The organism is Rhodococcus sp. HM1 (assembly GCF_023218075.1).
In the GTDB taxonomy this organism is placed as follows: Bacteria; Actinomycetota; Actinomycetes; order Mycobacteriales; family Mycobacteriaceae; genus Rhodococcus.
Map to the genome: position 1 here is coordinate 1 of NZ_JALPTB010000003.1, position 24182 is coordinate 24182.

A 24182-nucleotide genomic window follows, 5' to 3' on the forward strand; every position below is an offset into this window, starting at 1 on the left:
CGCGGGTGACGCGGGTGGTCACCGCCCAGGCCACCGCGACCCTGCGGACCCTGGCGTATCGGGATGCGGCGATCGCGGCGCTGTCGGCCCGGTTCGATCCCGCCACCGGACGCATCGCCGCACCGGATTCTGCTGCGGAGTACGTGCCGGCGGGGTTCGCGCGGGGCGTGCGCCGTCAACTGCTCGCCCGGACCCGCCGGGTCGACGAGACGGCCTCGGAGGTGACACCACTGCGGATCACCGACCTGCAAACCCCACCGCAGGTAAGTCCGATGGCCCGACTCTCCGCCGCCGACACCCAACTCGCCCGGCTCACCGTCCCCGGCGACACCATGGTGCTGACGGTGAAACTGCCCACCACCGCCGCCCCGACGGGGCGGGCGCACTGGAGGTCGGTGCGCCTGACCGCCGCGCTCCCACCGCACCTGCACGGCCGGGCGGTCACACAGTGGCATCTGCCGACCCTGACCCTCGACGGGCGGGGTGTGCTGCTGCGGTGCGCCGCCACCGAAGCCGTCCCCGCCGGTGACCTCGCGGCGGGCACGGTCGCGGTGGGGGTGGATTGGTCACCGGCCACCCTCGGCGCCGCCGCCGTGGTCACCGACACCGGCGACGGGTTGGTCTCCGACTTTCGGGGCTTCACCTACGACGATCGTGGTCTCGGCATCACACTCGCCCGCCTCCAGACAGAAGGCCAATTCCTGCACCGCAAGGCCGCGCGGCTGCGCCGGCTCGCCGAGACCGCACCGCCCCGGGTGCGGGCGGAGCTGGAGGCGAAGATCGCGGTCCTCGAGGACAATCGCCTCGCGATCGGTGTCAAACGCGGGAAGATCAACCGAGAGCTCGCGTTTCATTTCGCCCGGCAGGTCGCCGACCACGCCGCTGCGGCGGAGGCGACGGTGATCGCGGTGGAGGACCTGACCACCCTGGAGGCTCGCAGGCGCGGCCGGCGAAACAACAATCGGGCGGCGCAGTCCGCCCGCCGCAAGACCGTCGATGCCCTGGCCCACACCGCGGCGCGCGAGGGTGTGGTGGTGGTGTCGGTGCCGGCGCGGGGATCGTCGGCACGGTGTCCGGGCTGCAACGAACCGCTGACCCGCCCCGGTGGCTATCACACGGCATGGTGCGAGGCGTGCAAGGTGGGTGGGAATCGTGATCATGTGGCGGCGGTGAACCTCGCCACACGGGCGTTGGTGGGGCGCAGCAGAGCGGTCCGCACCCGCAGTGGGAGCGTGGAGATCCGGACCGCGGTGCACGCCCCGGTCCGGAAATGCCGGGACAAGACCGGTCCCACCCCGCGCAGGCCTCGGCATCGCCGGGTCCGCCGCAGTATTGCGGTCCCGAGACCGTCCGAGGGGGTGACACAGTCGAGGAGTTGTCCTGCACCCGAAGCGTCGGTGTGGGACACGGTCGAGCCCGCAACATCGCACGATGGTGTGGTGGGTAGCCGTGAGGAACGTGGATCTTCACCGCCTGCCACGTCAGTGGCAGGAAGTATCAGATTTACGTAGACGCTGATCAAGGATGCCGAGGCGTCGGGGCTGCACCGGGACGGCGAACGCTGGCTGGACGAGGTGAGCGGCCGGGTGCTCGACGCGCTGGCGGACGGTCGGGAAGCGACGTCCACGGAACTGCGGGCCGAGATTCCGCTGCTCGGGGGCTCGATGGAGTATGGCGTCGGAAAGTCCTGGGGCGGAGAGGTTTCGCTCGGGCCGCGTGTCCTCACGGTGCTGTCGGCGTCGGGAAAGGTGGTGCGGGCCTCGAACAACGGTTCGTGGCGGGTGTCGCGGCACAACTGGGCGACGACGGAGTCGTGGCTGGGCTCCGGGATCGAGTCGTGTGACGAGGCGGACGGGCTGCGCACGCTCGTCGAAATGTGGTTGCGTGCTTTCGGTCCCGGAACGGAGACCGACATCAAGTGGTGGCTCGGTTCGACCCTGAAAACCGTGCGCGCGGCACTCGCCGAACTGAACGCGGTCGAGGTAGATCTCGACGGTCGCACCGGGTATCTGCTCCCCGACGACCTCGAGGCGGCGCCGCTCGTCGAGCCGTGGGGTGCGCTGCTGCCGGCACTGGATCCCACCACGATGGGGTGGTTCGAGCGCGACTGGTACCTCGGGCCGTACCGGCAGCAACTGTTCGACACCGCAGGCAACGCGGGCCCTACCGCGTGGTGGGACGGCCGGATCGTCGGCACCTGGTGGCAGAACGACTCCAGGGCGGTGTGCCTGCATCTGCTCGAGGACATCGGATCGGAAGGGAGAGCCGTACTCGAGCAGGAGGCCGCCCGGCTCGACGAATGGGTGGGCGGCGATCGGGTGACCGTGAAGTTTCCGAGCCCGCTGGCGCGGGAACTGGCCGGTCGTGGCTGAGCCGCAGGTCCCGGGTCGTCGTCGCCTTGCCAGAACCGGTAGGGCGTGGACGATGAAGGTATGGGCAGCGACAACACCGAGGTCCTGTGGAGAGGAGCGCGCGTCACGGGACGAAGCTTCCGGGACGCGGATCTGCGCGGCTCGATCATCGAGGACGCGTTCTTCATCGACTGCGATTTCACCGATGCAGACCTGAAGGGAAGCAGCCACCTGCGCAGCACCTACCGATCGTGCACGTTCACCCGGACCGATCTGTCGGACAGCGTCTTCCGGCGCTGTTCGCTGGTGGGATCGGTGTTCAAACAATGCCCGATGCGCCATCTCGTCCTCGACGACGTCGACTTCACCCGCGCGAGTCTGCGCAGCGCCGACCTGCGTGGCCTGGACCTGAGCACCTGTATCTTCCGGGACGCCGACCTGACCCGCGCCGACATGCGGTACGCGGTGCTGCGGACGGTGGATCTGCTGGGCGCGCGGCCGGTGGGGGTCCGACTGGACGGCGCGGACCTGCGCGGCGCCCACATCGGTCCCGCATTGTGGCGCAGCGCGGAACTCGACCACACCCGGATCGAGCAGTCGCAGGCGATCGGTTACGCCCGCGCTCACGGCCTCGACATCGACGAGCCCGACCGCCGTTGAAGGACCGGGACACGGACCTGCGACAATGGCAGTCGTGACTGCGACGATCCTGGACGGCAAGGCAACCCGCGACGAGATTTTCGAGGACCTGAAGGCCCGTGTGGCCGCGCTGAAGGCGAAGGGCATCACGCCCGGCCTCGGCACCGTCCTCGTCGGCGACGATCCCGGATCGGCTGCGTACGTGCGCGGTAAGCACAACGACTGCGCGAAGGTCGGCATCACCTCGATCCGCAAGGACCTGCCCGCCGACATCACCCAGGAGCAGCTCCACGCCGCGATCGACGAGCTCAACGCCGATCCCGCGTGCACCGGCTACATCGTGCAGCTTCCGCTGCCCAAGCATCTCGACGAGAACGCCGCGCTCGAGCGCATCGACCCGGACAAGGACGCCGACGGCCTGCACCCGGTGAACCTCGGCCGCCTCGTGCTCGGCAAGGAGGCTGCGCTGCCCTGCACCCCGCGCGGCATCGTGCACCTGCTGCGCCGTTACGAGGTTCCGATCGCCGGCGCCCACGTGGTCGTCGTCGGCCGTGGCGTCACCGTCGGCCGTCCCATCGGCCTGCTGCTCACCCGTCGCAGCGAGAACGCGACCGTGACGCTCTGCCACACCGGGACCAAGGATCTGAAGGCCGAGGTCGAGCGCGCCGACATCGTCGTCGCGGCGGCCGGTGTGCCCGGTCTGATCACCGCGGACATGGTCAAGCCGGGCGCGGCGGTGCTCGACGTGGGTGTCTCCCGCACCGCGGACGGTCTGCGCGGAGACGTCGCCGACGATGTGCGCGAGGTCGCCGGGTTCATTTCGCCGAATCCCGGTGGTGTCGGTCCGCTGACCCGTGCTTTCCTGCTCACGAACGTGGTGGAGCGGGCCGAGCAGCTCGCCGGCCTCTGATCCGGAATCAGGCGACTCGGATGGACCGTTGGATGCGGTTCGCCCGCCGGAACCTGCCGTTGGTGGCGGTGACCGTGGTCATCGCCGCCGCGGTGGTGCTGGTGCTCGCGGACCGGTGGCGGCGCGGCGCGTTCGTGTTCGGCGGCGCCGTGATCCTCGCGGGTGTGCTGCGGTGGGCGCTGGCGCCCGAGCAGGTCGGGGTGCTGGCCGTGCGCGGCAAACGATTCGATGTCGCGGCGATGCTCCTGGTGGGAGGGGCGATCGTGGCGCTTGCCGTCTCGATCGACCCTCTCGGAACCGGTTAGCCGCGTTCGACCAGGTCCATCAGTTCGACCAGGAGCTTGGCGACGGCGTCGGCCTCGGTGAGGAATCCGTCGTGCCCGTCCCGCGATTCGAGGACCCGCAGACCGTCGCAGTTGGGCAGCCCGTCGGCGATCTCCTGCTGCAGCCGCAGCGGGTACAGCCGATCGGAGCTGACGCCCGCGACGATCGTCGGAACCGGGGAAGCGGCGAGCGCAGCCTGGACTCCGCCCCGTTTACGCCCGACGTCGTGGCGGTTCATGGCCTCGGTGAGGACGACGTAGGTGCCGGGGTCGAACCGCGACACCAGCTTGTCGGCCTGGTGTTCGAGGTAGCTCTGCACGGCGTACCGTCCGCCCTGCCACGGATCCTCGTCGGCCTGAGGCGAATTCGCGTAGCGGGAGTCGAGTTCTTCCTCGGTGCGGTAGGTCAGGTGCGCGATGCGGCGCGCGATGCCCAGTCCCGCGTCCGGGCGGCGTCCGGTGCCGTAGTAGTCGCCGCCCTGCCAGTCGGGGTCGCCGGTGATGACGGCCATCTGCGTGGTCTGGGTGCCGATCTGGTCGGCGGTGGCGCGGGCGCCCACGGCGAGGATCAGCGAGGCCCGGACCCGGTCCGGATGGGTCACGATCCACTCGAGCGTGCGCATGCCACCCATGGATCCGCCGGTGACGGCGGCGAGGGTCTCGATGCCGAGCGTGTCGAGCAGCGCGGCCTCGGCGGCGACCTGATCGCGGATGGTGATCTGCGGGAAGCGTGACCCCCACGGCTTGCCGTCCGGTGCGATGCTGCCCGGACCGGTGCTGCCGCGGCAGCCTCCGAGCACGTTGGACGCCACGACGCACCAGCGGTTGGTGTCGATGGGGGCGCCCGGCCCGACCATGCCGGTCCACCACCCGGGTGAGGGGTGATCCGGTCCGGCAGGTCCGGTGATGTGCGAATCCCCGGTGAGGGCGTGCTCGACCAGGACGACGTTGTCGCGGGCGGGGGAGAGGGCTCCCCAGCGCTGCACCGCGAGCGTGACGTTCGGGAGCGTCTCACCGTTCTCCAGCGACAGCGCGCCGATGTCGACCAGGCCGAGACGGCCGTCCTCGGGAGGAAGGTCGACGTATCGCCGTTCGGTGCCCGCCGTCAAGACGCTGCCGCCTCGACGACGACGGTGGGGGTGGCGGTGTTGGTCATCATGTCCTTCTGGGCGGGCGGCGGGTGGTCGGGTCGGATCTACGCGCGACAGCTCATGATCACAACTCTCATGGTCACTACCTCCCTGTACAGGCTTGCCGCCCGACCTGTGCGCCGAACGGCCCGGTCCTCACCCGGAGCACCCCACCCTGACCGGAGGGTTGCCGACCAGCAAGCCGGGGCTCGATGCTGGCACTCATGACCTGAACGGCAAGTTTAGCGGCTCGCTCCGTCGGGCCGGAAGCCGGGCCGTGCGCCCCGCTGACCAGCACAAAGTTACCGGCCGGTAGTGAAACCCGCGCTTTGCGCTGCCGACGAATAGCAGTACGCTTGTCTTGTTTGGCACGTGTTCCCGCGCGTGTGAACACGTCCATGCTCAGATCCCTGAGCAGTGAGAAGCCGTACTCACAAAGTGCGGTCGATTCGGGCCGAGGAAACGTCCTAGGAGGACACGAAGCGCACATGTCCAAGATCAAGGTTGAAGGCAAGGTCGTCGAACTCGACGGCGACGAGATGACCCGCATCATCTGGCAGTTCATCAAAGACAAGCTGATCCACCCTTACCTGGATGTCGATCTCGAGTACTACGACCTCGGAATCGAGCACCGCGACGCGACCGACGATCAGGTCACGATCGACGCGGCGAACGCCATCAAGAAGCACGGCGTCGGCGTCAAGTGCGCCACGATCACCCCGGACGAGGCGCGCGTCGAGGAATTCGGCCTCAAGAAGATGTGGCGCTCGCCCAACGGCACGATCCGAAACATCCTCGGCGGCACCATCTTCCGCGCCCCGATCATCATCTCCAACGTGCCCCGCCTGGTTCCGGGCTGGACCAAGCCGGTGATCGTCGGCCGTCACGCGTTCGGCGACCAGTACCGCGCCACCGACTTCAAGGTCCCCGGCGCCGGCACCGTCACGATCACCTTCACGCCCGAGGACGGCAGCGAGCCGATCCAGCACGAGGTGTGCAAGATCCCCGAGGACGGCGGCGTCGTCATGGGGATGTACAACTACAAGAAGTCCATCCAGGACTTCGCGCGTGCGTCGCTGGCCTACGGCCTGCAGCAGAACTACCCGGTCTACCTGTCGACCAAGAACACGATCCTCAAGGCCTACGACGGCATGTTCAAGGACGAGTTCCAGCGGATCTACGAGGAAGAGTTCAAGGCGGAATTCGACGCCGCGGGCCTGACCTACGAGCACCGCCTCATCGACGACATGGTCGCCTCCTCCCTCAAGTGGGAGGGTGGCTACGTGTGGGCCTGCAAGAACTACGACGGCGACGTCCAGTCCGACACCGTCGCGCAGGGCTACGGCTCGCTCGGCCTGATGACCTCCGTGCTCATGACCCCGGACGGCAAGACCGTCGAGGCCGAGGCGGCGCACGGCACCGTCACCCGCCACTACCGTCAGCACCAGCAGGGCAAGCCGACGTCGACCAACCCGATCGCGTCGATCTTCGCCTGGACCCGCGGTCTCGAGCACCGCGGCAAGCTCGACAACACCCCCGAGGTGATCGAGTTCGCGCAGCAGCTCGAGGACGTCGTCATCAAGACCGTCGAAGCCGGCCAGATGACCAAGGACCTCGCTCTGCTCGTCGGCCCCGAGCAGGGCTGGCAGACCACCGAGGAGTTCCTCGGCACCCTCGACGAGAACCTGCAGAAGGCTCGCGCCTGACGTAGCTCGCGACACAGCAGAACGGGGCGCCTCCGGAAGGAGGCGCCCCGTTCTTTTGCTTTCCTCGGGCCCGACAGCGTGTCAGACCGACAGCGGCGACCGTGTGGCCAGCAGGTGTCCGAACAGGCCACCGGCACGCAGCCACTCGTACTCCAGCGGAGTGTCGAGCCGGGCCAGTGCAGTGCCCTCCCACCGGATTTCGCCCGCGCGCGTCACCCGGACCGCGACGTCGCGGGACGTCCCGAGATCGTCCAGGCCGAGCACGGAGATCTCCTCGCTCCCGTCGAACTCCTCGGGGGCGGGACCGTCCCACTGGATCGGCAGGACACCCAGCGCGACCAGGTTGGTCCGGTGGATGCGTTCGAAGCTGCGGGCGAGAACGGCCCGAACGCCGAGCAGCCGTGTCACCTTGGCGGCCCAGTCGCGGGCGGATCCGGCGCCGTAGAGCTCTCCCGCGACCACGACGACGGGTGTGCCGTGCTCTCGGTGGTGTTCGGCGGCGACATGGACCGGCACCGGCGGCTGTTCCGGCGAGATCCGCGTCCAGCCGCCCTCCCGATCCGGTGCGAGGAAGTTGTGCAGGCGGGTGTTCGCGAAACCACCCCGGACCATCACGTCGTGGTTGAGCCGGCGAGAACTGAAGGTGCCCAGCGCCCGTTCGTCGACACCCCGTTCGACGAGCCAGCGTCCCGCCGCCGAATCGGGCAGGACCCGCGCGACGGGGGAGATGTGGTCGGTGGTCACGGCGTCCCCGAGCACGAGCAGCGGACGCGCGTGCAGGTCTCCGTGGATTGCGGGCACGGTCAGCTCGGTATCGGTGAACGGTGGCCGGCGGATGCTGCCGGTTTCTCCGTCCCACCGATAGTGCTCGCCGTGCGGGTACTCGAGCTGTTCCCAGCGGTCGGTCGTCAACGCCCGATCCGCACCGCGGCCGAGCGCGGCCGCTTCGTGCTCGGCGAGCAGCGCGTCGATCTCCTGCTCGTCGGGCCAGAGGTCGGCGAGGGTGACCGGCGAGCCGTCCTCGGCGTGACCGAGAGGCTCGGCCGACAGATCGACCCGCACGTTGCCGGCCAGGGCGTAGGCCACGACCAGCGCAGGGGAGGCGAGGTAGGCGTGGGTGACGTCCGGATGGATTCGGCCGGTGAAGTTCCGGTTGCCCGACAGCACGGCGGTGTCCGGGGTCGTATCCGAACCGGCCGGGGCAGGAGGCAGCGGACCGGAGTTACCCATGCAGGTGCCACAACCGAATCCGGTGACGTGGAAACCGAGCCGGTCGAGGTGTGCCTGAAGGCCACTGGATTCCAGGAGGTCGGCCGCCGCTCGCGATCCGGGGGTCAGCGATGTCTTGGTCCACGGCGCCGCAGCGAGACCGGCCTCGACGGCGTTGCGCGCGAGCAGACCCGCCGTCACCAGGGCGCGGGGGTTGGACGTGTTGGTGCAACTGGTGATCGCGGCGATGGCGACATCGCCGCTGCGCGACCTGGACGCGCCGTCGTCGCTGTGCGACCCGGACTCGCCGCGCGAGGCGGGAACCTCGGACAGCGACAGGGCTTCGTGCGGTCGCGACGGACCGGCCAGTGTCGTCGTGATGCTGCTCAGGTCGATCCGCAGTGTCGTCTCGAAACGGGGGACCGGGCTGGATGCGGTGTGCAGCAGACCCTGGGCGGTCAGGTACTGCTCGGCCAGACGGACCTGCTCGGGCGAGCGACCGGTGGTTGACAGGTAGTCGAGAGTGCGGCGATCCGCGGGGAACCACGCCATCGTGGCGCCGTATTCGGGCGCCATGTTGGCGACCGTGGCGCGGTCGGGCACCGACAGCGAACCCAGTCCGTCGCCGTGGAATTCGACGATCGCCCCGACCACGTTCACGGCGCGCAGACGTTCCGCCAGGGTCAGTGCCAGGTCGGAGGCGAGGACACCCGGCGCGAGACGGCCGGTGAGTTCGACGCCGACGACGCGCGGTACCCGGATCATGAGGGCCTGCCCGAGCGCTGCGGCGGTGGCCTCGATGCCGCCGACGCCCCACCCGGTGACACCGAGCGCATTGATCATCGTGGTGTGCGAGTCGGTGCCGACCAGCGCATCCAGGGCCGCCACGCGCAGGCCGTCGGATTCGGTGGTGGTGACCACCGGCGCCAGGACCTCGAGATTCAGCTGGTGACAGATGCCGACCCCGGGCGGAACGACGCGGAGCCCGGGGATGCGCTCCTGGGCCCAGCGCAGGAACCGGTAGCGGTCGTGGTGACGCATGTACTCGAGGTCGATGTTCCGGCCCGCCGCGGAGGCGTGCCCGTGCTCGTCGACCTCCAGCGCGTGGTCCACGACGAGATCGAGAGGCAACGACGGCCGGAAGGCGGACGCGTCGATGCCGTCGCTCTCGGCCCGCTCGAGCAGGGTAACGATGTCCGCCAGCACCGGAATGCCGGAGGCGTCCTGGAACAGGACACGTCCGGGGAAGAACGGCACAGCGGCGGTCTCGTCCCGGCGGGTGAGGGCGAGAACGTGCTCGGGCAGCGCCTCGGGATGTCCCTGATTGCGCAGAACCCCTTCGACGAGCGTCTTCAGCGACCAGGGGAGCTCGCCGATGGGTCCGGCGCCGTTGGCCTCGGCGGCGGCGAGGCTGTAGTAGTGCAGCGGGGAACCGGCCGGGTCGTCGAGCGGCAACGCCGTCAACGACCGGAAGGGATCGGTGTCGGAGATGCTCATCGGCCGTTCTCATCCTCCGCTTCGGCTCCCCAGGCACGCTCGGGGTGCCCGACGTAGGTCGGGAGCAGCGGCGGCGGCATCGGGCCCTTGATGCGGCGACCGCTCTGCGACTCCTCCCAGCTGTGGGCGAGAACGCCGACCGACCGGGACAGGATGAACAGGCCGCGGGCGAGTTCGGCGGTGAAGCCGAGCTCGGCGTAGATGACGGCCGTCGCACCGTCGATGTTCATCGGGACCGGTCGGGCCCGGCCGGCGGAGAGCTGTGCCTCCAGTTCCAGCGCGGCCGCGAGGTAGCGACCGGACACGACTCCGGCGTCGACGGCCCCCTGGACGGCCTCGAGGAGCGGATCCCGGCGCGGGTCGCGGGTGTGGAATCGGTGACCGAAGCCGGGGACGTAGGCCCGGCGCTCGCGATAGGAGGCCACCTCGGCCGCCACGGCCTCGCCGAGATCGCCGCCCTCGGCGGACGTGACCAGCCGCTGCAGGAATTCGACGCACTGCTGGCCGGCTCCGCCGTGGACGTCGCCGAGCAGCCCGACGCCGGTGGACATCGCGCCGTGCAGGCCGACACCGCACGTGGCGGCCATCCGGGCGGCCGCGATCGACGGTGCCTGCGGTCCGTGGTCGACAGCGGCGACGAGCGCCTTCTCGAGCAGCGCCGCCTCGGCGTGGGACGGCATCGAGCCGCGCACCATGGTCCAGATGGTCTCGACGAACGTGGCGTGACGGATGAGGTCCTGGATGGGATATCCGCGGAACCGGATCACGTCGGGTTCGATGTCCGAGACGGCGGTGCTCCACCAGTCGGCGGTCTTCTGCGAGTCCACCGCCGCGAGTGCTGCGGTGCGGGCGGCCGACGTGGCGACGTGCGTCTGCGAAACCTGTTCTGCTGCAATCGGTGTGGTGGTCATACGGCGCCCTCCTGGCGGAAGTTGTCGATCTGGTCGGCGGTGAATCCGATCTCGGCCAGGATCTCGTCCGTGTGCTCGCCCAGGATGGGCGGGCGGGTGGCGGGGCCGACGGCCCTGCCGTCGACGTGAGTGGGCAGTCCGAGAACCTGGACGGTGCCGAGGTCTCCGACCGGCATCTCCACTTCGGTCACCAGCTGACGGTGCCGGATCTGTTCCGAGCGAAGCGATTCCGACACCGGGACCACCGGTGCCGCCGGGACGCCGGTGTCGAGGAGGATCTCGTCCCACTCGGCCGCGGACTTCTCCTTGAGCGAGATCTCGAGTTCGTCGCGCAGGATCTCGCGGTTGCGCTTGCGGTCCTCGCGGGTGACGAACCGCGGGTCGGTGACGAGTTCCTCGCGGCCGAGCACGCGGCACAGGATCTCGAACTGTTCCTGCTTGTTCGCCGCGATGTTGAGCACGCCGTCGGCGGTCTTGAAGGCGCCCGACGGGGCCGAGGTCATGTTCTCGTTGCCCATGGGGATCGGTTCCTTGCCTGTGACAAGGTGATTGGAGACCACCCAGCCCATGGAGGTGAGCGCGGCGTCCAGCATGGACGTGTCGAGGTAGGCGCCCTGTCCGGTCGCGCGCTGCCGGACGATCGCGGCGCACACGGCCATCGCCGCGGCGAGTCCGCCGAAGCTGTCGCAGACGGGGTAACCGACCCGCAGCGGCGCCGACTGGGTGTCGCCGGTGACGCTCATGATTCCGGACATGCCCTGGACCACCTGGTCGTAGGCGGGGCGACCGCGCAGCGGGCCGGTGGCGCCGAACCCGGACACCGCGCAGTAGACCAGCCGGGGGTTGATCTCCTTCAGGCGGTCCCAGCCGAAGCCGAGGCGCTCGAGCACGCCCGGCCGGAAGTTCTCCAGCAGCACGTCCGCGTCGGCGAGCAGGCGTTCGAAGACCTCCTTGCCGCCGGCGGTCTTGAGGTTCACGGTGACCGAGCGCTTGCCCGAGTTCTGGGCGAGGAAGGAGACACCCATGTATTCGGCGCTCAGCCCTGGGTCCGCGCCGAGCTGACGGGCCAGGTCGCCGCTGCCGGCGGTCTCGACCTTGACGACGTCGGCACCGAGGAGGGCGAGCTGGTAGCCGGCGAAGGGGCCGGCGAGGACATTGGTCATGTCGAGGACGCGCACGCCCTCGAGCAGGTTGGTGGTCAAAGGAAAGCCTCCACGGTTCCGAGCCCGACAGCACTGATCTGCCGGGCGGTGTCAGTTACGGCGTCGACGTACCGGGCGGCCCGGTCGGCGGTGAAGCGCGACGTGGGGCCGCTGATCGAGAGCGCGGCGAGGACACGGCCGTCGGCGGAGAGAATCGGGGCGGCGACCGCCGAGGCGCCCAGTTCCCGCTCTCCGTGGGTGATCGCGCAGCCGGCTTCGAGGTCCCCGGCCGCTCTGCTGCGAAGGTCCGCTGCGCTCACGCCGCTCTGCTCGGCCAGCGCGGCGAGGATCGTGTCCGGGCAGGCGGCGAGCAGTACCCGGCCCGCGGCCCCGCTCGTGAGGGGGTACCGCGCCCCGACCTGGACCACGCTGCGGACCGTGGTCGTTCCCTCGATCTGCGCGATCGACAGGCGGTGCAGGTCCTGGCGGATGTAGATGTTCACCGTCTCGCCGCACCTGTCGCGCAGGGCCGTCATCAACTGCCGGGCCTCGGGACCGATCTCCCACATCGCCTCGGCCAGCTTCACCCAGCGCAGGAACGAGGGCCCCACGCTGTAGCTCGTCGATTCGCCGGGGCTGGCGATGATGCCCTGCGACGTGAGCGTGCCCAGCAGCCGCACCACCGTGGACTTGGGCAGTCCACTGATGTCGACGAGTTCGCGCAGGGTCCGGACCGGATGTTCGGCGTCGAACCCGTTGAGCAGATCGAAGGCGCGGGCCACGCTGCGGACCCCGCCGTCGGCTACTGCGGCCGCTGTTGCCTGTGTCATGACGCCACCCTAGGTCCGCTAGGTGGTTTCTGCAAACCATCTGATGGACGAACATCGTCTTGACTTGTCAACAACAGCATGGTTTCATGCGTGACGCAGACCACAGGACTGCTCTGCGGTTCCGATCAACCACCTAGTGGTCGAACATGAGGAGGAAAATGACCACCAGCGGCGAGCTCATCGAAGAAGGTGTGAACAACAACGGCGTGAAAACGGAGGGGGGTGCGAAGACCACAGCGAACCCCGCCATGGCGCGCCGAGCCGCGCTCGCCGGAGGCGTCGGTACCGTCATCGAGTACTACGACTTCAGCGTCTACGGCTTTCTGGCGCTGACCCTGGCGCCGCTGTTCTTCCCCGAGCAGGACCCGGCCACCGCAACCCTCTCGGCGCTGGCCGTGTTCGCGTCCTCGTACCTGGTCCGCCCCGTCGGCGGCTGGTTCTTCGGCATCCTCGGCGACCGTCGTGGCCGGCGCTTCGCGCTCGTCTCGACGGTGCTGCTCATGTCCGCCGCGTGCCTCGTAATGGGCCTGCTGCCCACCCACGCCAACATCGGCATCGCGGCAACCGTCGCGATCGTGATCGTCCGCCTGGTCCAGGGCTTCGCGGCGGGTGGTGAGGTCGGCGGTGCCGCGACCTACATCGCCGAACTCGCGCCTCCCGGGCGCCGCGGCTTCTTCGGAAGTTCCACGGCCATGGGTGCGACCTTCGGTTTCGCGGTGGCCGCGGCCGTCGTCGGTGCCGTCCGGCTGGGCCTGAGCGCCGAGCAGATGCAGTCCTGGGGATGGCGAATCCCGTTCCTGGTCTCCGTGATCTTCGCCGCCGTCGCCCTGTGGGGACGTCTCCGGCTCGAGGACAGCCCGCAGTTCAAGGAACTCGAGGAGCGTCTCGACGGACCGGCCGTGGAGAAGCGACCGCTGGCGACCGTGATCCGCAACCACCCGCTGTCGGTGCTCCGCGTGTTCGGCATGTCGGTCGCGCTCAACGGCACCGTGTACATCGGCCTGACCTACTTCGGAATCTTCTTGCAGCGCAAGGGACATCTCTCGCCGACGGCGATCGCGTGGATCGCCGCCGCGGGTATCGCGATCGCGACCGTCACCTTCCCGCTGCCCGGTCTGCTCTCCGACCGGTTCGACCGTAAGCCGGTTCTGATCGTCGGCTACGTCGCCCTCGCTCTCCTGGCCTGGCCGGCGTTCTCGATCCTGTCCACCACGAGCAGCGTGCTCCTGGCCATCGCGGTCTACGTCGTCTACATGTTCTTCAACGGGTTCGTCCAGGTACCCACCTACGCCCTCGCGGCGGAGTTGTTCCCCACCAACGTGCGGTACACCGGGATCGCGCTGGGCTACAACCTGGGTACCATCACCGCCGGCGGCACCGCGCCCCTGATCGCGGAACTCTTGGTGCAGCGCACCGGCCAGGACACGAGTCCGGCAGGATGGGTCATCCTGGTCGCCGTGGTCGGTCTGATCAGCGTCGCCACCGTGGGGCGGACCGCGTCCAAGTCCCTGCCCCAGCACTGAGGAGTTTCATGAGTATCGACACCGCAACGCGCACAACGCCGGAACCGCTCGAGGAACAGCCGGCGTCGCCGGAACAGCTGATGGCCCGCTTCGTCGCCGACACCGTGGTCGCCGACATCCCCTCCGATGTGCTCGCCGTCGCCCATCAGGTTCTGCGCACGGTGTGCGGCACGGCGATCGCCGGGGCCGGGCAGGATGGGATCGCGGAGCTGCGGAAGATGGTCGTCGTCCAGGGCGGTCGAGGCGAGGCACGCTCGCTCGTCCACGGAGACCCCCTTCCGGCGCAGAGCGCCGCGCTGCTCAACGGCACCATGGCGCGCGCTCTCGACTACTGCGACACGATGGTCCCGGGACTGCACCTCGGCTCGTCGGTCGTGCCGGCGGCTCTGGCCGCTGCCGAGCTTCGCGGTGGGTGCACCGGCTCGGAGTTCCTGGCGGCCCTGGCCGTCGGGCTCGAGGCGGGCATCCGGTTCAACCTCACCGAGGAGCAGTACGCCGGCCTCGACCCGACCGGAGTTGCGGGCCTCCTCGGAGCCACCGCCGCCGCGGCACGGGCCGCCGGCCTCGACGCCGAGCAGACCCTGAACGCGCTGGCACTTTCGTTCAACCGCTGTGCAGCGAGCTTCCAGAGCAACGTCGACGCGTCGCTCGCGGTGCGGTTGATCCAGGGCTGGACCGCGGCCTCGGCCGTGCAGAGCGTCCAGTTCGCCCAGGCCGGACTCACCGGGCCCGCGAACTACATTTCGGGACCGTTCGGGTACGCGCGGCTGTATGCGCGCGGTGAACGCACTCCGGAGTCGTTCGTCGAGGAGATCGGCAGCCGCTACGGGCTGGGAGACATCTTCTTCAAGAAGTACCCGAGCTGCGGCCTGACCCAGGGCGTCACCGAATCCGCGCTTCTCGCACTGGAATCCGTCGGCAAGAAGAACATCGAACGGGTCGACATCCACCTGCCCGAGTTCGCCCACAATCTCATCGGCAAGCCGTTCGAGCCGGGCACCAACCCCCGGGTCAACGCGCAGTTCAGCGCCCAGTACACCTGCGCGAACGCCCTCGAACGAGGTGCCTCGCTGCTCGAGCACTTCGAACCCGAGCGGGTCGCCGAGCTGGACGGATCGGACATGCTCGCGCGGATTCGGGTGCATTTCGACCCGGAGCTGACCGGGCACTCGTCGTCGCGGGTCGAGGTGCACACCACCACCGGCGGCACGTGGGTGCGGACCCTCGAGGTCGGCCCGGGCTACCCCGGCAACCCGCTGACGCCGGAGGAACAGGCCCAGGGGTTCGGTGACTGCGTCGGCTATGCGCCCTGGGGCCTGCCGGCCGACCAGGTGCGCGACCTCGAGTGGATGACGTCCGATCTCACGACGGTGGAGGACGTCCGGAGCGTCGTCACGGCGTTGATCAGTCCGGACGCGACGCCCCTGCCCGAGTCGCCGTAACGCCGAGCGGAACGCGAAAGAGGTCCGCGCCGGGGATGCCCGGCGCGGACCTCTTTCGTTGTCGACGTACTACCCTCAGGCGCAGCCGATTTCGGATTCGACCGGTTGTGGGTGCAACCGGCGTCGGGGTCGGGGTTCCGTCGACGAGGAGGACCACCATGTGCGGTGGCACATGATGGTCCCTCTCGCTTCTTGCTCCGTTCGCCCGGGCTACCGGTTTTCGGTGGCCGTCTCGGCGAGTCGTCGGAGTTCGAGTCCCCACGCTGCGATGTCCGCGCCCGGCGTGGGTGGTATCCGGCACAGCCGCAGCATGAGTTCGCAGCGGCCGTGAGCATTTCTGATGGGCGCCACCAGGCTTGCGCCCTGGTAGAGCGTCTGCGCCTCGAGCGGCACAGGGCGAAGTTCCTGCACTGCGGCGTGCAGCATCTGCCGGACCTCGCGCTGCCGGGCGGGCGTGACGGAGTCGACGCCGTACTCGTTCAGGGCGGGGAAGAGCAGACGGTCCCGCGTATCACCGGCGTAGGAGCCGGTCCAGCCGTGCCGGCACGCGTGGGCCAGGCGTTCACGCGAGACGCTCAGCACCTCGTCGTCGGTGGAGCCCCCGGCCGACGCGAGCCATTGCTCGACCTCGGCCTCGGGGGCTCCCACCAGGAACACCTCACCGAACGGGGGAGTCAGGGGCAGCTTCGAACCCAGGACGGTCGACGTCGGGACGCCGGGTGCGGCCACCGTCGCGACGGCAACCGCATGGTCGGCGACCTTGGCGTACGCCGTGACCTCGCCTCCTGCCGCGTGGGCCAGCTCCTGCATCCCGTTGCGGATGCGCTGGACGATCGGGACGCTCCCGGCGACGATCCCGTCGCTCGGTGCGACGAACGAACCCGGGACGAACCCGCCGAAACCGCCCTGGAAGAACAGCAGCGGCGCAACGGGTCTGTGGATCGCGAGGCTCTCCACCCGGCCGGTGACGAAGTAGTGGTCGCCGGCCGGGGTGGTGGATTCGAGGGTGCAGTCGATGCTGCCGACGACACCGGGCAACAGCGGGGAGCCGTTGCCCGACGGCGACCACTCCACCCCGTCGAATTTCGTTGCGGCGGGCCGGGACAGCGCTCGGCAGAGCGGTTCCTGGTCGTGGGCGAGGATGTTCACGGTGAACTTCCCGACCTTCGCGATCTCGGCGAAACTCGCCGAGTCGCGGGTCGGCAGGAAACCGACCAACGGGGGATCGAGGGACACCGACGTGAACGTCCCGACGATCATGCCGACCGGTGTCCCCTCGGCGGTCACGCTGGAGATCAGCGCGACCCCGGTGGGATGGTGACCGAGCACCTGCCGGAAATCGGCGGGATCGAGGACCCCGGTGCTCATGACGGTACGGCCACCGGCGTGGGTGCCGCCGAATCGACCGGGGCGGAATCCAGCAGGGCACGAACCTCGTCGGGCCACGCCATCGACCGTCCGCTGTCGCGATCGGTGAGGACGAAGACCGAGCGGGACGACGCGACGTCCTTCTCACCGACGGACATCGTCTGGAGCAGCGTCATCGACGTGCGTCCGATCTTCTCGATCCGGGTGCGGGTCCGGATGGTCGCGGGGTAGTGGACCTGTCCGGTGAACTCGACCTCGAGCTTGACCAGGGCGAGGATGACGTCGAAACCGACCGTCGGCCTGACGCAGTCGCTCAGGAACGCGAAGCGCGCGTTCGCGAACACCTGGGTGAAGGCGGTGTTGCCCATGTGGCGCTGGAAGTCGAGGTCGCTGACCCGCAGGATGTCCTCGACGACGTGCTCGGAGGCGGCGAGCACCGTGCTCGGCTGGTCCGTCATGACGTCCTCACCCGGCCTTTGCGGCCTTGACCGCGGCGCCGAAGTCCTTGAGTGCCTCTGCGCGGTATTCGCGCATCTCCTCGTTCGCCTCGCGACCGCGCACCAGGCCCTCGGCCAGCGGGAGATCTGCGACCTTGTGGAACAGGCGCTTGGTGGCCTGGAGGGAGGTGGGGATCTGCTCGGCCAGGGCCTGCGCGACCTTCAGGGCTTCGGTGTACTCCTCGCCCTCGGGGACCACGCGGGTGACCATGCCGAGCGCGGCGGCCTCCTCGGCGCCGACGAGGCGGCCCGTGGCCACCAGCTCGAAGCCGGCCTTGCGTCCGAGCTGCTTTGTGAGGTTCGCCATCACCACGGCGGCGACCAGACCGTGCTTGATCTCGGGGTAGCCCATCTTCACGTTGGCCGATGCGATCGTGATGTCGCAGGCCAGCGCGAGACCGCAACCGCCGCCGACGGTGTAGCCGTGGACCGCGCCGATCACCGGCTTCGAGATCTCGGGGATGGTCTTGTGCAGCTCGTAGGTGAGCCCGGCCCGCGCCTCGACGCGTTCGGTGTTGTCCGGCGTCAGCTCGGCGAATTCGCCGGTGTCCGCGCCGGAGCAGAAGGAGGTGCCCGCGCCGCGGATGACCACGGCCCGGATGTCGTCGTCCTTGTCGGCGCCGCGCAGCTCGTCGGTGAGGCGGATGTAGAGCGCGCTGTCCATCGCGTTGAGCTTCTTGGGACGGTTGAGAGTGAGCACCAGCACGTGGCCGAGGCGCTCGACGATCAGGTTCTCTTCCATGGTGGGGGCCTTTGCCTAGTCGAGGGAGAAGAAGACGGATTCCTGCTCACCCTGCAGGTGAATGTCGTACTGCAGGTGGCCTTCCTGGCCGGTGGGCTGGGCGACGAGCAGGTGACGGCGCTCCTCGGGCACTTCCTGCAGGATCGCGTCGGACCGGTTGGCCTCCGTCTCGTCGGGGAAGAACATCTTGGTGACCAGCGGGCCCGCGAGACCGCGAGTGAAGATGAAGATGCCCAATTGCGGTGCGAGAGTATGGCCGTCGGCCAGGGTGACCGGTGCCGGCTTGCGCACGACGGCGCGGAAGCGCCCTTCCAGAGTGCGCACGCGGCAGGCCTGCTCGTCGCTCCAGAACTCGAGGAACGCGCCGTAGTCCACGTGGTCGCCCCGGCCGTCGAGGAGCATGCCCTCGATGACGATCGCGTCGGGGTGGTCCTCGGAGACGGCCTGGGTGACCGCGGGCGGGGTCAGCGCGAAACCGAACAGGGGGCCGCAGGTCTGTGCGGGGGTGAGAATCATCGAGTCGTCCCTCATTCGAACGGGGTGGCGGCGGATCCGCGGAGCACGATGTCGAAGCGGTAGGCCAGTGCCGAGGGGTTCTTGGTCAGCAGGGCGCCCGGATCGGTCCGCTTGGGCGGGTACACGACGGCACCGCTGCCGTCGACGGTGGGCAGTGTCCTCGACGGGCCGAACGATTCGGAGATCGAGTTGTCCGCGTCCAGCTTGGCGATCAGCCGGTCCTGTCCACGCCGGTCCGGGATGGCATTGATCATGCGGTCCATCCGGATCAGCGGGTCGCCCTCGAAGTACATCTGGGTGACGAGGCGGCTCGCGCATCCGGCGCCGAGCACGGAGAAGTGGATGTGGGAGGCGCGCCAGACACGTGCACCGTCCTTGAACATCGCCGGGTACGGGCCCGGGCGGATCGTGACGAACCGGTAGTAGCCCCGGCTGTCGGTCAGACAGCGTCCGGCTCCGTAGAAGTTCGGGTCGAGCGGAAAGCCCGAGACGTCCAGGGAGTCGCGGTATCCGCCGGCGCTGTTCGCCTGCCAGATCTCGACGAGGGCGTTCTTGACCGGGACACCGCCGCTGTCGGTGATGTGGCCGTGCACGATGACCCGCGTGCCGATCGGCTCGGAGACGCCCTGCACGGTGAGGTCGCTGTCGAACGCGCCGAGCTTCAGCTGCCCGAAGGCGGGTCCCGGCCGGTTGTGGAAGAACTCCTTGTCCAGGTGCACCGGTGCCTGCAGGGGCACACGCAGGGTGCTGACGAGGGAGTTCGAGTCCGCCAGCGGCGGATCGAACGATTCGATCATGATGTTGCCTCCAGTGCTTGTGCGGCGATGTCCCGGATACCGAGGCTCTCGTCGGCCACGGTGTGCTGTGCGGGGCTGACCCCGCGGTCCATCAGCCTGCGGGCCGTCAGGAACGCGCCCGGGTCGTTGAGGGCCTCCACCGCGACGAGGTCGTCGCCGCGGTAGTGCCACAGGGAGAATCCGTTGCCGTCCTCGGACTTTCGGGTGACGACGGTGTCGCTCTCGTCGAGCAGGCCGACGATCTGCAGTTTCACGTCGTACTGGTCCGACCAGAACCACGGTGCGGGCCGCGGGGGAGTTTCCCGGCCCGCGATGTGCGCGGCCGCGGCCTTGGCCATGAACTCGGCGTTCTGCACCGACTCGAGTCGCCGTCGCCCGCCGCACCACGCGAAGTTGGCGCAGTCGCCGATCGCGTAGACGCCGGGGGCGCTGGTGCGGCCGAGTTCGTCGACGGTGATGCCGTTGTCGACCTCGAGGCCGGCGTCGGCGGCGAGTTCGGCGACCGGTTCGGCGCCGATCCCGACGAGCACCAGGTCGGCCTCGATGCGGGTTCCGTCCGTCATCACGCCGGCGGTTACGCGTCCGTCCACGCCGTCGAACGAGGCGAGTTCACGACCTTCGACGAATTCGACGCCGTTGCCCAGGTGCACGGACCGGATGTGTTCGGCCGCCTTCTCGCTGACGACCCGCCCCAACACTCGGTTGCGTTCGACCACCGTGACGCGACGACCGAGACGTGCTGCCACGGCGGCGAATTCGAGTCCGATGAAGCCGCCACCGAGGACGAGCACCGACTTCGCGTCGTCGAGGGCGCCGGCCAGGGTGTCGGCGTCGGCGAGGGTCCGGAGCACGTGCACACCGGCGAGTCCGCCCACCAGCGACTCGGGGAGCCGCCGGGCGCGGGTGCCGGTGGCCAGCACGAGATGGTCGTAGCGGTAGCTGGTGCCGGCGTCGGAGACGACGACGCGCCGGTCGACGTCGATGCGGGCCACGCGCTCGCCGGTGCGCAGGTCGATCTGCGGTCCCCGGGCACGGCCGCCGAGTGCCAGGTGTTCGGGCTGGACCTCGCGCAGCAGGTAGCGCTTGGACAGCGGAGGACGCTGGTAGGGGGCGGCCGGCTCGTCGCCGATGACGGTGACCGGGGCCTCGTATCCGGCGGCCCGCAACTGCATGGCGGCGGTGTGCCCGGCCTGCCCGGCGCCGATGATGACGGTTCCGTGGCTCATGGCGGTGCTCACCAGGCGGAGGGCACTTCGACGGTGATGCCGTCGAGCTCGGGCCGGCAGACGATCTGGCAGCTCAGCCGGCTGGTGTCGCGGCGGGGAACCTCGGCGAAGTCCAGCAGGTCGGCCTCGACCGGAGTGGGTTCACCGGTCTGGTGGTCCGACTCGACGTAGACGTGGCAGGTTGCGCACATCATTCCGCCGCCGCATTCGCCGACGATGCCGGGAACGCCGTTGGCGACGGCCGCTTCCATAAGGTTGATGCCGTCGGCGACATCCGCGGTGATGCGCTCGCCGTCGGCGATCCAGGTGACCTCAGCCATTTTCGGAACCTCCAAGGCGGACCTTCAGACTCTGGGGGCCGCGGTGGGCCATCGTCCTGGTCCATTCGAGTTGTTGTCCCTCCACCAGGCTCATGCCCGGGAAGGCGTTGACGAGTTCTTCGAGCACGATCTTCAGTTCGGCGCGTGCGAGGGGTGCTCCCATGCACACGTGGATGCCGTATCCGAAGGACAGATGTTCGCGGGAGTTGCGGCGGTGGATGTCGAAGACCTCGGGGCGCTCGAACCGGGCCTCGTCGTGATTCGCCGATGCCAGGCTGAGCAGGATCTTGCCGCCGGCCGGGATGGTCACGCCGCTCAGTTCGACGTCCTCGAGTGCCGTACGCCGCCAGGTCATGACCGGTGTGCTGTGCCGCAGGACCTCTTCGATCGCCCGGGGAATCAGCGCGGGGTCCGCGACCAGTTCCTCCCAGGCCTCACGATGCTCGAGCAGGGTGAGGATGCTGATGGTCAGGCCGTTGGTGACGGCCTCGTGGCCGGCCAGCAGCAACGCGAAGACGAGGCAGACGATTTCGTTCTCGCTCAGCACGCCGTCGTCGCCGCGCAGTTCGAGCAGCTTGCTGGGGTAGTCGTCGCGCGGGTTGCGCTTTCGGTCCTCGACGATCTCCCGGCAGAACCGGAAGAAGTCGTTCAGCTCGTGGCCGGCGTCGATCATCTCCTGTTCGGAGAGCTTTCCCCAGATCATGGTGGCGCGGTTGAGCGCCCAGCGCTTGATCTGCAGCGGGTCCACGTCGTCGACACCGAGCAGCATGAACACCACGCGTGCGGGCATCTCGTGCGTCAGTTCGGCGACGATGTCGACCTCGTCGTCACCGCGAGCGACCTTCTCGCGCAGGGCTTCGACGTACTCCTGGACCAGAGCGCGGACGCGGGGTTCGAAGTCGCGGTAGCGCTTGGGATTCAGGAACTGGCCCGCGCTCTGCCGGATCCGGGTGTGCCGGGGGCGGTCGGTGTTGGACTGCACCGGCTCGACCGTGAAGTTGTTGTCCGCGAGGAACTTGGTGAGCTCCTCGGGGTACGGCTTGACCGAGGACAGCACGTTCGCGGCCGAGAACCGGTCGGCGTCCTTGAACACCGCGAGGACGTCCTCGCGCCTGGTCACCACCCAGTAGTCGGTCTCGGCGTTGTAGAAGACCGGTGCCTCGCGGCGGGCGCCGAGGAAGAACTCGTAGGTGCCGTCGTGATCGAACGGCTTGAATCCGCTGGTCACGGGGCACTGTGCGGCGGCGGCGATGGGCTTCTCGTCGGTGACAGTCATCCGTCTGCACTTTCTCCCGTCGGTCATGTGTGACCGTGCTCGAGGTCACATTCGACCGTAGTTGTTGTTTTGTCAACAGACGAGTCGAAGTGTGTCCAGAGTCTGATGATTTGTCAACAACTCCCGAGAAATCCGAGGCCGGACCCGGTTTCGCGGGAAGCCATGTTGACAAGTCAAGAGACTTCCGTCACCGTTGTGGTCCAGGTCACCGGACTCCGCCGAATCGATTCCGTGAGCGCAGTCCCGCCCTGGGGCCGGCGCTCCGTTGAAACCGGTTTGCGGGCAGTGGCTTTCATAAACGACTCTGTCGAGAGGACTCCTATGGGAGCGAATCGGACTCCTGAACTCGCCGACGCTTTCGCGTCGGCGGGTCACGCTGCGCCGGCAGGCATGGACCGGGAGCGTCGCCGCGTCGCACTTGCGACGCTCGTCGGCACCACGGTCGAGTGGTACGACTTTCTCGTCTACGCGCAGATCGCCGCCCTGGTCTTCGGTGATCTGTTCTTCAGCGGCCTCGGTCAGTGGAGCCAGCTCACCGCTCTGGCGACCACCGGCGTGAGCTTCATCTTCCGGCCGCTCGGGGCGATCGCCAGCGGCTACCTCGGCGACCGCTTCGGCCGGCGGATCGTGCTCGTGCTCACCCTCGGTCTGATGGGTGTGTCGACCACCCTCGTCGGTCTGCTGCCGACGGCCGCGTCGATCGGAATCGCGGCGCCGATCCTGCTCATCGCGCTGCGCTGCCTGCAGGGGCTCTCCGCGGGCGGCGAGTGGGGTGGCGCGGCGATGCTCGCCGTCGAACACGCGGAGCCCGGTCGCCGCGGCCGCATGGGTTCCTTCCCGCAGATGGGCATGCCGCTCGGCATGATGCTGGCGATCATCGTGATGGCCGTCTTCAACAACCTGCTGGGCAAGGAGGCGTTCGACTCCTGGGGTTGGCGCCTGCCGTTCCTGCTCTCGGTGGTGCTGGTCCTCGTGGGTCACTTCGTGCGGTCCAGGGTTGCCGAGTCGCCCGTCTTCGCGGAGCTCGAGGAGTCGCACGCGACGGCGAAGACCCCGCTGCGTGAGCTCTTCGGCACTCATTCCGGCAAGGTGCTTCACGCAGCCGGCACGCTCCTGGGCAACATCACCGCCGGCTACATGATCGTCGGTGGCTTCGCCCTCGCGTACTCGACCAAGACGCACGGCCTGTCGCGCAATCACGTGTTGATGTGGCTCGTCGCGGCCAGTGCCGTGTGGATCGCCTGCACCTACCTCGGCGCGTGGTGGAGCGACCGTTCCGGTCGTCCGATCGTCTACCGGGTCGGCTACGCGCTGCTGTTCGTGATGCTCCTGCCGCAGTTCTGGCTCCTCAGCTCGGGCACGCTGCTGGGCACCGGGATCGCGGTGGTGACCCTGGCGGTGCCGCTGGGCCTGACCTACGGCCCGCAGTCGGCGCTCTTCGCAGAGATGTTCCCGGCGAAGATCCGGCTCTCCGGGGTGTCACTGTCGTACGCGCTCGGTGCCGTGCTCGGTGGCGCCTTCGCCCCCACGATCGCCGAAGCGCTGACCAAGAGCTTCGGCTCGGTCATGGCGGTCGCTCCGTACCTGATGGGCATGGCTGCGATCAGCCTGGTCGCCGCCTTCCTCATCCGTGATCGCTCCGGGGAGCCACTGGACGCACGCTGAGGCGGGCCATCCGCCGAGCAATGCCGGCGGCGGGAAGTTCGTGTCCCGCCGTCGGCTTCGGCATGCCTTTTTCCGGTAGGGCCGTGCTGTTTTCGGGCGGGTGTGGCTCCGAACCGGATCTGCCGAAAATGTGGTGTTGACAACTCAACAACTCTCTCGACA

22 protein-coding genes and 1 riboswitch are annotated in these 24182 nt (G+C 68.8%); of the genes, 9 read left to right on the forward strand and 13 right to left on the reverse strand.

Annotated features, from left to right (window positions below; all coding sequences use genetic code 11):
* The 5 genes from M1M07_RS02230 to M1M07_RS02250 all read left to right on the forward strand — a co-directional run.
* A partial coding sequence (locus tag M1M07_RS02230; RefSeq protein ID WP_248673184.1) for a zinc ribbon domain-containing protein occupies positions 1-1511 on the forward strand: 1511 nt, incomplete at its 5' end.
* A gap of 30 nt (positions 1512-1541) precedes the next feature.
* On the forward strand, positions 1542-2372 hold the full coding sequence (locus M1M07_RS02235) for a winged helix DNA-binding domain-containing protein (RefSeq protein ID WP_269437683.1): 831 nt from the start codon (positions 1542-1544) through the stop codon (positions 2370-2372).
* Between the two features lie 60 nt (positions 2373-2432).
* On the forward strand, positions 2433-3011 hold the full coding sequence (locus tag M1M07_RS02240) for a pentapeptide repeat-containing protein (RefSeq protein ID WP_197255270.1): 579 nt from the start codon (positions 2433-2435) through the stop codon (positions 3009-3011).
* Between the two features lie 34 nt (positions 3012-3045).
* Positions 3046-3900, forward strand: a complete 855-nt coding sequence (locus tag M1M07_RS02245) for a bifunctional methylenetetrahydrofolate dehydrogenase/methenyltetrahydrofolate cyclohydrolase (RefSeq protein ID WP_248673186.1) — start codon at positions 3046-3048, stop codon at positions 3898-3900.
* Between the two features lie 20 nt (positions 3901-3920).
* Positions 3921-4205 carry a DUF3017 domain-containing protein gene (locus M1M07_RS02250; protein WP_197255271.1) on the forward strand — a complete coding sequence of 95 codons (285 nt, stop codon included), beginning with the start codon at positions 3921-3923 and terminating at the stop codon, positions 4203-4205.
* Here M1M07_RS02250 and M1M07_RS02255 read toward each other — a convergent pair.
* On the reverse strand, positions 4202-5332 hold the full coding sequence (locus M1M07_RS02255; protein ID WP_197255273.1) for a homoserine O-acetyltransferase: 1131 nt from the start codon (positions 5330-5332) through the stop codon (positions 4202-4204). The two genes, M1M07_RS02250 and M1M07_RS02255, sit on opposite strands and share 4 nt — an antisense overlap.
* 133 nt (positions 5333-5465) lie before the next feature.
* Positions 5466-5583, reverse strand: a riboswitch (SAM riboswitch).
* A gap of 258 nt (positions 5584-5841) precedes the next feature.
* On the opposite strand from M1M07_RS02255, the gene M1M07_RS02260 reads away from it, so the two are divergent.
* Positions 5842-7059 carry an NADP-dependent isocitrate dehydrogenase gene (locus M1M07_RS02260; RefSeq protein ID WP_197255275.1) on the forward strand — a complete coding sequence of 406 codons (1218 nt, stop codon included), beginning with the start codon at positions 5842-5844 and terminating at the stop codon, positions 7057-7059.
* Between the two features lie 81 nt (positions 7060-7140).
* Here the strand turns inward: M1M07_RS02260 and M1M07_RS02265 are convergent, their stop codons facing one another.
* From M1M07_RS02265 to M1M07_RS02280, 4 genes are read right to left on the reverse strand one after another with little or no spacing between them, the layout of a single operon-like run.
* On the reverse strand, positions 7141-9765 hold the full coding sequence (locus M1M07_RS02265) for an aconitate hydratase (protein ID WP_248673187.1): 2625 nt from the start codon (positions 9763-9765) through the stop codon (positions 7141-7143).
* Positions 9762-10676, reverse strand: a complete 915-nt coding sequence (locus M1M07_RS02270) for a citryl-CoA lyase (RefSeq protein ID WP_248673188.1) — start codon at positions 10674-10676, stop codon at positions 9762-9764. The genes M1M07_RS02265 and M1M07_RS02270 overlap by 4 nt, the downstream gene beginning before the upstream one ends.
* Positions 10673-11878, reverse strand: coding sequence for a CaiB/BaiF CoA-transferase family protein (locus M1M07_RS02275; protein WP_248673189.1), 1206 nt, complete (start codon positions 11876-11878; stop codon positions 10673-10675). The genes M1M07_RS02270 and M1M07_RS02275 overlap by 4 nt, the downstream gene beginning before the upstream one ends.
* A complete protein-coding gene (locus tag M1M07_RS02280) occupies positions 11875-12648 on the reverse strand; it encodes an IclR family transcriptional regulator (protein ID WP_248673190.1) in 774 nt (257 codons plus the stop codon). Before M1M07_RS02280 ends, M1M07_RS02275 begins: the two co-directional genes overlap by 4 nt.
* 158 nt (positions 12649-12806) lie before the next feature.
* Here M1M07_RS02280 and M1M07_RS02285 point away from each other — a divergent pair, with 158 nt between their 5' ends.
* Together M1M07_RS02285 and M1M07_RS02290 are read left to right on the forward strand one after the other, a co-directional pair.
* Positions 12807-14171 carry an MFS transporter gene (locus M1M07_RS02285; RefSeq protein WP_248673191.1) on the forward strand — a complete coding sequence of 455 codons (1365 nt, stop codon included), beginning with the start codon at positions 12807-12809 and terminating at the stop codon, positions 14169-14171.
* Positions 14172-14179: 8 nt separating this feature from the next.
* The gene (locus M1M07_RS02290) at positions 14180-15613 is read left to right on the forward strand and encodes an MmgE/PrpD family protein (protein ID WP_197255027.1); all 1434 of its coding nucleotides are present in this window, start codon (positions 14180-14182) and stop codon (positions 15611-15613) included.
* Positions 15614-15823: 210 nt separating this feature from the next.
* Here M1M07_RS02290 and M1M07_RS02295 read toward each other — a convergent pair whose 3' ends face one another.
* The 8 genes from M1M07_RS02295 to M1M07_RS02330 are packed head-to-tail and all read right to left on the reverse strand — an operon-like array spanning position 15824 to position 22355.
* Positions 15824-16981: a flavin reductase family protein gene (locus tag M1M07_RS02295; RefSeq protein ID WP_248673192.1), complete on the reverse strand. Its 1158-nt coding sequence runs from the start codon at positions 16979-16981 to the stop codon at positions 15824-15826.
* Positions 16978-17439 (reverse strand): thioesterase family protein, encoded by a 462-nt coding sequence (locus M1M07_RS02300; protein WP_197255023.1) that lies wholly within the window; start codon positions 17437-17439, stop codon positions 16978-16980. The genes M1M07_RS02295 and M1M07_RS02300 overlap by 4 nt, the downstream gene beginning before the upstream one ends.
* 7 nt (positions 17440-17446) lie before the next feature.
* On the reverse strand, positions 17447-18220 hold the full coding sequence (locus M1M07_RS02305) for an enoyl-CoA hydratase/isomerase family protein (protein ID WP_197255021.1): 774 nt from the start codon (positions 18218-18220) through the stop codon (positions 17447-17449).
* A 15-nt stretch (positions 18221-18235) separates the two neighbouring features.
* Positions 18236-18736 carry a hypothetical protein gene (locus tag M1M07_RS02310; protein ID WP_248673193.1) on the reverse strand — a complete coding sequence of 167 codons (501 nt, stop codon included), beginning with the start codon at positions 18734-18736 and terminating at the stop codon, positions 18236-18238.
* Between the two features lie 11 nt (positions 18737-18747).
* The gene (locus M1M07_RS02315) at positions 18748-19533 is read right to left on the reverse strand and encodes a protocatechuate 3,4-dioxygenase subunit beta (protein WP_197255017.1); all 786 of its coding nucleotides are present in this window, start codon (positions 19531-19533) and stop codon (positions 18748-18750) included.
* Positions 19530-20771: an FAD-dependent oxidoreductase gene (locus M1M07_RS02320; RefSeq protein WP_197255015.1), complete on the reverse strand. Its 1242-nt coding sequence runs from the start codon at positions 20769-20771 to the stop codon at positions 19530-19532. The genes M1M07_RS02315 and M1M07_RS02320 overlap by 4 nt, the downstream gene beginning before the upstream one ends.
* On the reverse strand, positions 20768-21079 hold the full coding sequence (locus M1M07_RS02325) for a 2Fe-2S iron-sulfur cluster-binding protein (protein ID WP_197255013.1): 312 nt from the start codon (positions 21077-21079) through the stop codon (positions 20768-20770). Before M1M07_RS02325 ends, M1M07_RS02320 begins: the two co-directional genes overlap by 4 nt.
* Entirely contained in the window at positions 21072-22355 is a 1284-nt protein-coding gene (locus M1M07_RS02330; protein WP_248673194.1) for a cytochrome P450, read from the reverse strand. Before M1M07_RS02330 ends, M1M07_RS02325 begins: the two co-directional genes overlap by 8 nt.
* A gap of 321 nt (positions 22356-22676) precedes the next feature.
* Here M1M07_RS02330 and M1M07_RS02335 point away from each other — a divergent pair, with 321 nt between their 5' ends.
* Complete coding sequence (locus M1M07_RS02335; protein WP_308200760.1) at positions 22677-24020, forward strand: MFS transporter; 1344 nt, start codon at positions 22677-22679, stop codon at positions 24018-24020.
* Positions 24021-24182: the final 162 nt, after the last annotated feature.